Source organism: Autumnicola musiva (assembly GCF_031846585.1).
GTDB lineage: Bacteria > Bacteroidota > Bacteroidia > Flavobacteriales > Flavobacteriaceae > Autumnicola > Autumnicola musiva.
Genome location: NZ_JAVRHK010000025.1, coordinates 21,592 through 29,790, shown reverse-complemented (window position 1 = coordinate 29,790; position 8,199 = coordinate 21,592). Strand labels below are relative to the sequence as shown.

At 36.5% G+C, this 8,199-nt stretch carries 8 protein-coding genes; all 8 read right to left on the bottom strand.

The features are described 5' to 3' along the window. A partial coding sequence (locus RM539_RS18495) for a glycerophosphodiester phosphodiesterase family protein (protein WP_311504909.1) occupies positions 1 to 478 on the bottom strand: 478 nt, incomplete at its 3' end. 458 nt (positions 479 to 936) lie between these two features. Next, a complete protein-coding gene (locus RM539_RS18490) occupies positions 937 to 1,698 on the bottom strand; it encodes a DeoR/GlpR family DNA-binding transcription regulator (protein ID WP_311504908.1) in 762 nt (253 codons plus the stop codon). A 50-nt stretch (positions 1,699 to 1,748) separates the two neighbouring features. Then, positions 1,749 to 3,161, bottom strand: a complete 1,413-nt coding sequence (locus tag RM539_RS18485; protein WP_311504907.1) for a Gfo/Idh/MocA family protein — start codon at positions 3,159 to 3,161, stop codon at positions 1,749 to 1,751. A 27-nt stretch (positions 3,162 to 3,188) separates the two neighbouring features. After that, positions 3,189 to 4,175: an amidohydrolase family protein gene (locus tag RM539_RS18480; RefSeq protein WP_311504906.1), complete on the bottom strand. Its 987-nt coding sequence runs from the start codon at positions 4,173 to 4,175 to the stop codon at positions 3,189 to 3,191. Further along, on the bottom strand, positions 4,172 to 4,996 hold the full coding sequence (locus RM539_RS18475) for a class II fructose-bisphosphate aldolase (RefSeq protein WP_311504905.1): 825 nt from the start codon (positions 4,994 to 4,996) through the stop codon (positions 4,172 to 4,174). Before RM539_RS18475 ends, RM539_RS18480 begins: the two co-directional genes overlap by 4 nt. A gap of 3 nt (positions 4,997 to 4,999) precedes the next feature. Further along, complete coding sequence (locus RM539_RS18470) at positions 5,000 to 5,941, bottom strand: carbohydrate kinase family protein (RefSeq protein ID WP_311504904.1); 942 nt, start codon at positions 5,939 to 5,941, stop codon at positions 5,000 to 5,002. Beyond that, positions 5,931 to 6,857 (bottom strand): 1-phosphofructokinase family hexose kinase, encoded by a 927-nt coding sequence (locus RM539_RS18465; RefSeq protein WP_311504903.1) that lies wholly within the window; start codon positions 6,855 to 6,857, stop codon positions 5,931 to 5,933. The genes RM539_RS18470 and RM539_RS18465 overlap by 11 nt, the downstream gene beginning before the upstream one ends. Further along, positions 6,858 to 7,997 (bottom strand): SIS domain-containing protein, encoded by a 1,140-nt coding sequence (locus RM539_RS18460; protein ID WP_311504902.1) that lies wholly within the window; start codon positions 7,995 to 7,997, stop codon positions 6,858 to 6,860. Between the last annotated feature and the right edge of the window lie 202 nt (positions 7,998 to 8,199).

The following is an 8,199-nucleotide window of genomic DNA, read 5'->3' as shown; positions in this document are numbered from 1 at the left end:
CAATATTAAACTTTACTGGCTGAAGGCCTTCAGCAGCAATAAAATTTTCGACGCTATCTATAACTTCAGAAAGTAAAGGTTTGAAAGTTTTTATTTTTTCCTGCTCGGGAAAGAGACGATTGCCTCTTGAACCGGCATCATATTGCCTGATGCTGTCATAGGTCATTTGATACATGTTATAAGAACGCTCATTGGCTTTTTGTATGGAACCTCCGGTAGGAGTGGTATCATACAATGAATACATAAAAGGTTCGTGAGATACAACAACCTTTTTATCTTTGGAAATTACGACATCCAGCTCAAGCACATCTACTCCTTTTTTTACGGCGCTAATAAAAGCGGGAATACTGTTTTCTGGAAAATTTCCATGGTCACCACGGTGTCCCTTTACCTGAACACCTTCAATTGCTAATTTAATTTCCTGAGTCTCTTGATTTCGATAATGATTATTTTTACAGCCTAGAGCAACTAAAAACATAAGAAATATATTTTTTAGAATGTTCATCCTTATAAGTTGTAAAATAAAAGCCTGCCCGTAAAAATTGTGGGCAGGCATTACTAACTAACACACCGTATGAACCTAACTACTCAACGGGTTCTTTTAATGCTATTAAATTTGGCTAATTCAGTACAATTCACAAATGCAAAAAGTAAATTTTATTTGCTGTTAATGTACAGGTCAAAATTAGCATAAAACCAACTCTGTAAGATTATCAGAAGATTATATGAACAATAAGAAAACCTTGTTTCTGTTTCTGGGTTTTCATAATGTTTAATTGCTCTGAACTTCTTCTAATTTCCATAGCCTTATCTCAGGCCCCCGTGGTAAAAAAAGATTTTTATTTTTGATGTTGATTAACAAAAAAAAGGAGGTTGAAGTATAAAATCAGTAAAAGCAAGATATTTAGAAAAATATGCCCTAAGCATTTGAAAGTTTTAATTAGCAATTATTACTTCTACATTATTTTTTTCAAGCATAAGCATACTTTCCTTCGAAATATTGGAATCAGTAATAAATTTATCAATTTTATGGAAGCCTTCAATAAAGGCTAATCCACTCTTTAAGAATTTGGTAGAGTCCGCCACTACAATGACTTCTTCGGCAATGTTTATCATTATTTGATTGAGATAGGCTTCTTCTATATGGTGGGTGAAGACACCAATATTTGGTTTTACTCCATCTATTCCCAAAAATACTTTTCTACAGTATAGTTGTTTAAAATTTCTCTCCGCCATTGGACCTACCATGGACATGGAAAACTCCTTTAAAAATCCTCCCGGAACCAGAACCTGAACTTTTTCGTGTTGGGCAAGATTACTGATAATATCTAATGCGTTGCTTATAACAGTTAATTTTTCAAAACCTCCCAGTCTATTAGCTATCTCAAAGGTCGTAGTTCCAGAATCTAATATAATTGAATCGTCCTCTTCGATTAAACTCAGCGCTTTTTTACTAATAAGGCGTTTCGCCTCTATATTTATGCTTTTCTTCTCATTGAAAGTAAGAGGAATGTTATTCGTTTTAAATGCTCCACCGTGGGCTCTTATAAGTAACTTACTCTTCTCTAATTTGTCAAGATCATTGCGAATCGTGACTTCACTCACATTCATTTCGCTACTAAGAGTATTTACATTTACTTGTCCAATATCATCCAATATTTGGAGTATTTTGGATCTTCGTTCCGCGGCTTTTTTCATTTTAACTCAGATATTTTTGTAAAAGTATTAAAATACCTGCAGATATATAATTAATTATTTAAAAGTACATTTGTATTCCCACCTCCTGCTAAGCTCAGATTTACAGGAGTGTTATTTTTCCAGGCACCATTAGTAAAATCGGGAATATCAACTGATTGCGCCCGGTTTTTTACCGACTTCTCAGATAAAGGAGCAATAGCACTCCAAAGAGCAGCATCATAAACATCCTGATCCAATGGAAGACCATTTCGCAAACAATCTATTAGTCTCCATCGCATAATGAAATCCATACCGCCATGGCCACCTATTTTTTTAGCCATAGCACCTACTTTATCGACTATTTCAGGGGTATAATTTTCTTCTATTACTTTCATTTGATTTTCATTAATCCACTGATGACCATTAGCGATATTCGGGGAAGGCCATTTTCTAGCTATCGCTTTTGTTCCACTTACAAGATGAATTCTTGAATAAGGTCTTGGGGACGAAACATCGTGTTGAATCATTATACTTTTTCCATTTTTAGTCTTAATGTTCGTTGTGTTCATATTACCCCGGTAATTTTTACCAGCAAAAGAACTATAAAAATTATCTTTAGAAGCAAGCTCTTCGGCCTTCTTTTCCATGGTGTAATCATTACTTGATAAAGAGGTAAGATAATCCAGTTGATCTCCTCTGTTGATGTTCATGATCTGGCATATGGGCCCGAGTCCGTGTGTGGGATAAAGGTTTCCGTTGCGCTCATAATTTTCTCTTAGACGCCACATATCTTCATAAGCATCTTTGCTAAAATTAAGATCAATCAAATTGTGGAGATAGGCTCCCTCACCATGTATGATTTCTCCGAAGAATCCCTGCCTTGCCATATTTAATGTCAGTAGCTCGAAAAAGTCATAGCAGCAATTTTCAAGCATCATACAATGTTTTTTTGTTCTTTCAGAAGTTTCAACCAGTTCCCAGCACTCATCAATAGTTTTAGCGGCAGGAACCTCTACGGCTACATGCTTGCCTGATTCCATAGCGTAAACGGCCATGGGAACATGCCAGTCCCAGGGCGTTGCAATATAAACCAGATCAATATCCTCCCGGTCTACCATTTCTTTCCACGCGTTATCACTTCCCGAGTAGGAATCTGGCTCGTGAGGAGTATTTAGAAGCATTTTTTGAACCTTTTCTACCTCTTTGGTTCGTAGATCACAGAGTGCTTTGATTTCAACACCTTCAATTATACTCATAGCCTCCACACCACCAGGACCTCTCATTCCTAAACCTATGAACCCGATTCTCACTTTTTCAAGTTTCGGAGCAGCATAGCCAGACATATTGAACCGTTGATTTCTTTGATCAGCGATAGTGGAAGCGGAAGCATTAATTGAACCCTTGCAGCCCCATAGAGTACCAGTAACAAGTCCAATTCCGCTAAGACCAGTGATACGTAAAAAATCTCTTCTGTTATTTTTCATCTTTCTGAAATTTAATTAAGATTGAGTTTAGTCAAACTGGTATGTTTTTTTTGCATTTGAATAAAAGATCTTTTTTACTACCTCTTTTGGTAACTGTAGGCCTTTAAACTTGCCTTTAAATTCAGGAGCTTCCATAGTTTTGTTTGTAGCAAAAAAGTCGTAATGGAAATTCCAGAGATGTTCAAAACGTTCTGAAATTTCCTTAGAAGCTATGGTTCCATCATCAATAACATCTGTACCATACATAATTTTATCTTGATATTTAATACAAAAATCGCGAACGCCCTCCCAGTTGCCTATTGCCTGAAGTTGAAGATGAACAACCCTTTCCGCTACATCGGTTTTTGTATTTGGGTAAATTTCAAGCCGCTTTGCAACTTCATTTATATTATATTCCATGCTGAATAAATGAAGGCCTACATATCGTAATTGTGGAAATTTCTTCAGCATATTGTCTCTGGCTTTCATTTGCTGCTCATAAGAGGGATATTCTTTTTGAAGGTACATATGGTATTCAGGGTGTTCCCTGAAATAATTTCGGTCTGAATCTACTGTCATTTCCTCCAGGGGTAGCCAGCAATTCCTTGGTTCTCCCTGGTGACCTATTAGAAGTATATCGTTTTCTATCAGGTATTCAAAGATCGGATCGAAAACAGGATCATCAATCATCACAAAATTCCCCTCTTTATCGTGAAGTTCAAATCCGACGTCCTTCCATATTTTAACTCCTACAGCGCCATTGTTTAAACCTGCTTCAATTTGCTGTATAGCCTCAGAGGCAAAATTTTCCTTACCCCAGTTACGAAAATCAAAGCTGGTTATAAACTGTATCCTTCCGGGATATTTGCTTTGAAGATCCTGAATTATATTCTTTTGGTTTGTTATCGATTCAAAAAAAGGAATATTGGTATTAATAGACAAAAAGGAAGCATTATATTTTAGTGCTAATTCCATTTTTTCAATAGAGGTGGTGTTCAAATGTACGTGAGCGTCTATAAATTTTGAGATCATCATTTAATGTTTTTTACGATTTCCAGTTTTCCCTTTACCAGATCCGTGATTTTTGAGGTGGCTTTTGGAAAAACTTTTCTTAAATCAATTTCTTCATTTTCTTTGAGTTGCTCTTGTAGGGTCTTCATAAATATATTCTTGATTTCTGTGGCCAGATTCACCTTGCAGATTCCCCTGGAGACCGCCGCTTTAATCTGCGCTTCCGGGACTCCAGAACCGCCGTGAAGTACCAAACTAGCAGAAGTAATTTCAGCTATCTCTGATAGTAGGTCAAGTTGTAATTTAGGTTCATCTTTGTAAAATCCATGAGCCGTTCCCACAGCCACGGCAAGGGCATCAATACCGGTTTCCTGGACGAACTGATAAGCTTCCTTGGGTTGGGTGAAACCTTGCTCCTGATGAGATTGGCCCAGTTTGGCTACATATCCTAATTCAGCTTCCACATGTGCGTCATAGGATTTTGCTCTTTTAACCACCTCTTGGGTTATTTTAATATTTTCTTCAAATGGAAGTTCACTTCCATCAATCATTACTGAATCAAATCCTGCATCAAGGCATCGTTGAACAAGTTCGACCGATCCTCCGTGATCAAGGTGGATCCAACCTTCAACCCCAAAATCTTTAAGACCGGTGCGCCCCATGCCTACTGCGGTATTTAACCCCATATAATCTATGGAACTTTGGGTTAGTTGTAATATTAAGGGTTCGTTCATATCAGCTGCTGCCCTAAGAACCCCTTGTAAGGTTTCGAGATTGTAAAAATTAGTTGCTAAAAGACCTCTTTTTTGACGGGTGAATTCCTGTAATTTATCCTTGATTTTCATTGCTTATTTAATTTTTTCGATATCCTTGATTTTATTTAGAATTTCTTTTTTGGAAGTAAAAGCAGTGGTACCACCGGCACAAGTGGTGCTCAGGGATCCCATAAGATTACCATTTCTAAGACAAGTTTCTAGATCTGCCCCTTCAAGGTATTTTTGAATAAAACCGGCGTTAAAGGAATCTCCTGCTCCTATAGCATCTTTATAGTTCTTATTAAGAAATGGAGGCTCCTTGATATTGATATTCCCAGAAACTAATCGACTACCGTCTTTCCCTAATTTTAGTGCTATAATGTTGGCGCAAGGGATTATTTCATTAAGGGCATCCTCAATATTTAATTTTCCGGTAAGAGCATATATTTCTGCTTCGTTGGGTAAAAAAACATCTACAAAGGGTAGACAACTTTTATAATCAAAATCCCATGATTCTTCAGGGTCATACTGTAAATCTAAAGAAGTGCTTAGTCCAGCCTCTTTCGCCTTTTGAAAAATTTTAATAATATCGTTTTTTATACCTTTCTGCAGGAAATAGCTTGAAAGGTGCAAATGATGAAAGTTTTTTATTTCATTCCAGGGTATGTCGCTAATTTTTAAAGCGTTCATCGCACCGCAATAGGTGACATTAGCCCTATCTTGGTCATAGTTTATCACTACAGTTACCCCTGTCTTGTAGTCAATACATTTCTTGATGAACTTTGTGTCCACTTTTTTCTTTGAAAGTTCATCCAGAACATATTCACCAAACTGATCCTCTCCAATCATACCACAAAAAGAAGTTTCTATTCCTAGGGATGAAATATTAGAGGCCATGATGGCGGATGAACTGCCCAGGGTGAATTCCATTAAATCTGCAACAATTTCAGTTCCTATTTTTGGAAATCCTTGAATATCGTTTAAGATCAGGTCAATATTTAATTCTCCTACAACAAGTAATCTTTTAGTATTCATATTCTTCAATTTTGTATTCCACTTTAGGCAATAACTTTTCTACATCCTGCTTCTGTAAAATTCCTAAATCTTCGTTTAAGCAGTTTGCTGCACCGCAGGCCACCCCATAAGATGCTATTGCTAAAGGGTTCAAACCTTGTTCTACTGCCCGGGCGATGCCGGCAGTCAGGCAGTCTCCACTGCCTACAGTACTGATTATTTTTTCGATCTTAATATTTGCCTTTATAATTTTACCCTTATAAGCCATCCATAAACCTTCCTTGCCCTTTGTTAAGGCTATCAGTTCTACCTGTCCTTTTAAAACTTTTAACAGGTCACGGATTTCATTGCTGCCACATAAATTGAAGGCTTCTTCTTCATTAAGGTGAAGACCAAAAAATGGAGTTTTTAAAGCCTCTAATAATTGGTTTCCAGTACAGTCTAAAATGCTTCTTTTTCGTTGTTTTTTTGCAATTTCTATAAACTGAAAATACGCATCCTTGGGTGCTCTTGATGGCCAAGAGCCTGACAGGCAGATTACGTCAGCCTTTTCCGCATTGATTTCAAATTTTTTTTTGAAGGTCTTCCAGTTGCTATTATTCATTTCTGGACCCGGTTCAAGGAATTCAGTATTATTAAATTTGGAAACCAATGATCGAAGTGTATAACATTTACGGTTATTTCCATCCAGCTCAATACCTGAGATTTTTATGTTCCTTTCCGAACATTGTTTTTTTATCCAATCTCCAGAATTTCCTGCCCAATTGCCAAAGAGACAACTCTCCCCGCCTAATTCTGCTATTGCCATGGCTATATGCACCCCTTTTCCGCCGGGAAACTCTTGTAATCTTTCAAACCTGTTGACTTCCCCAGGTCTGATTTTCTCTAACCAAGCATAACAATCAATTGATGGATTGGGGCAGACGCTCAATATCATTTAATTTATATTTTGCTTGTTATAGATGGTTACTCCCTGTACCACTCTATTTATGGCACCAGAAATTGAAGGATTGTCGGGATTAAGTCCTTTTTGCAGGGATTTATAGTAACCTAATAATTGTCCTATAAGTGTAGTGGGAATAATATTAAGTTTCTGATTTTCCTCTAAATGTAAATCTATATTCAGGCAAGAGTTTAATTTTTTGTTTTCCGGCCTGCCAATACTTAGACATTTAATATTTCTAATATCCTCAGCAATGGACATGGCCAGATCTACTTCATACCTGTGGACGAAATCACTTGCAGAAAAGAGATAAACTAAAAGTGTATTTTCATTGGTAACTGCACGGGGGCCATGTCGAAATCCAAGAAAGGAGTCGTGCTTACAAATTATTTGTCCATCTGTTAATTCTTGTAATTTTAGATGGCATTCTCTAGCTATACCAAGCATAGGGCCTGAACCCAGAAAGACTACACGGTCGAAATTGCTTTTAGCTATCTTTTTAATAACATCCGATTGATCTAAAAGAATCTTGGCCTGCTTGCTGATTTGGGAGATTTCAGCTTCTCTTTTAGCTATGTTATAAATATCACTTATCAAAAGCACGCTTAGTAACATAGAGGTAAAGCTTCCAGTCATCGCCAGGCTTTTATCATTGGCTGCCTCTGGGAGCAGGACAAGGTAAGAGCGCTCTTGATTGCCATAGGCATAATGGGCGAGTTTACCATCTTTATTACAAGATATAATAAGATGATGGATGTTTTTACAAAATTTATCGGCTAATCCTACTGTTTCTAAACTTTCCGGACTGTTTCCTGAGCGTGCAAATGAAATAAGTAATGTAGGTATTTCGGCTTGAAAAAATAATTCTGGATGCGTAACAATATCGGTGGTAGCTATTGCTTTAGTGTTAAATCCTGTATTTTTTTGAACCAAACCTTGAGCAGCTTCTCCTATAAAGGCTGAAGAGCCTGCACCAGTTAGTACTATCTGTAGATCTTTGAGCTGAAACAGCGGTTCAAGAAAGCCACTTATTTTGTTCCTGTTATTTAGTATTAATTGATAAACTGAAATCCATAAGGTCGGCTGGCCAAGAATTTCTTCTTTGGTATATGATTTAACGTGATTATTTACCATCTGTCTCTTTTATGTTTCAAGTATAATGAACAATTAAATAATTTTATTAATTCAAATAAACGAAATAAAATGAAAATAAAAAATTTATAAAAGAAAAAAATATATTGTAAATCAAGAAAATAAATGCCGTTATAGCTATATAATTACTTTTAGGGCATTTTTTTTAATTATTTCCTATTAAAAAGAAAGATAATGAAATATT